This window comes from Methylobacterium sp. CCH5-D2 (genome assembly GCF_001556475.1).
In the GTDB taxonomy this organism is placed as follows: domain Bacteria; phylum Pseudomonadota; class Alphaproteobacteria; order Rhizobiales; family Beijerinckiaceae; genus Methylobacterium; species Methylobacterium hispanicum.
On sequence record NZ_LSIX01000286.1, the window covers coordinates 1 to 559 of the forward strand.

Genomic DNA, 559 nt, shown 5'->3' on the forward strand with positions numbered 1-559 from the left:
CCGCGAGCCTCGCCATGGGGGCGGCGCTGGCGCCCTTGCGCCACCTCGAACCGGCCCGGGCACTGGCGCTCCAGCTGCCGATCGGCATCGCGCTCTACGGCGGCCTCGTCTGGATCTTCGACATCGCCGGCCTGCGGCGGATGGTGGAGGGGGCGCTGCGCCGCGCCCCGGCGGTGCCGGCGGAGTGAGACCGTTCGTTTCCGGTTGAATGGTTCGGCCGTGGAGCATGGATCGCGCCGCGCCCCCTCTCCCTACAGGAGAGGGGACCCGCGCCTCATCGTGAGCGGGTTCGCAGAACCGAACGGTTCAACCGAGTCCCGTATGAAACCCCTTCCTCCTCCGCGACACAGCCAGTGCTTGAATCGCCGGTATGCTCCCGCATGATCCTGTCCTAAGAACGCTTCAAGAAAGCCGGCCCGAGGCCGGCGCGTCAGGGCAGGAAACGATGGGTTCATACGAGCCTCGCGACGAGGACGAGGCGACCGGCATGGTGCGCGAGGCCGCCGCGCGCGGCGCGCGGCTGCGGCTCGTCGGCGGCGACACCAAGGCGCGCCTCGGC

General features: G+C 70.8%; 1 pseudogene. It reads left to right on the forward strand.

Features of this window, described 5'->3' with window-relative positions:
- Nucleotides 1-188, forward strand: a pseudogene (locus AX737_RS34200) (lipopolysaccharide biosynthesis protein); the annotation flags it as partial.
- Nucleotides 189-559: the final 371 nt, after the last annotated feature.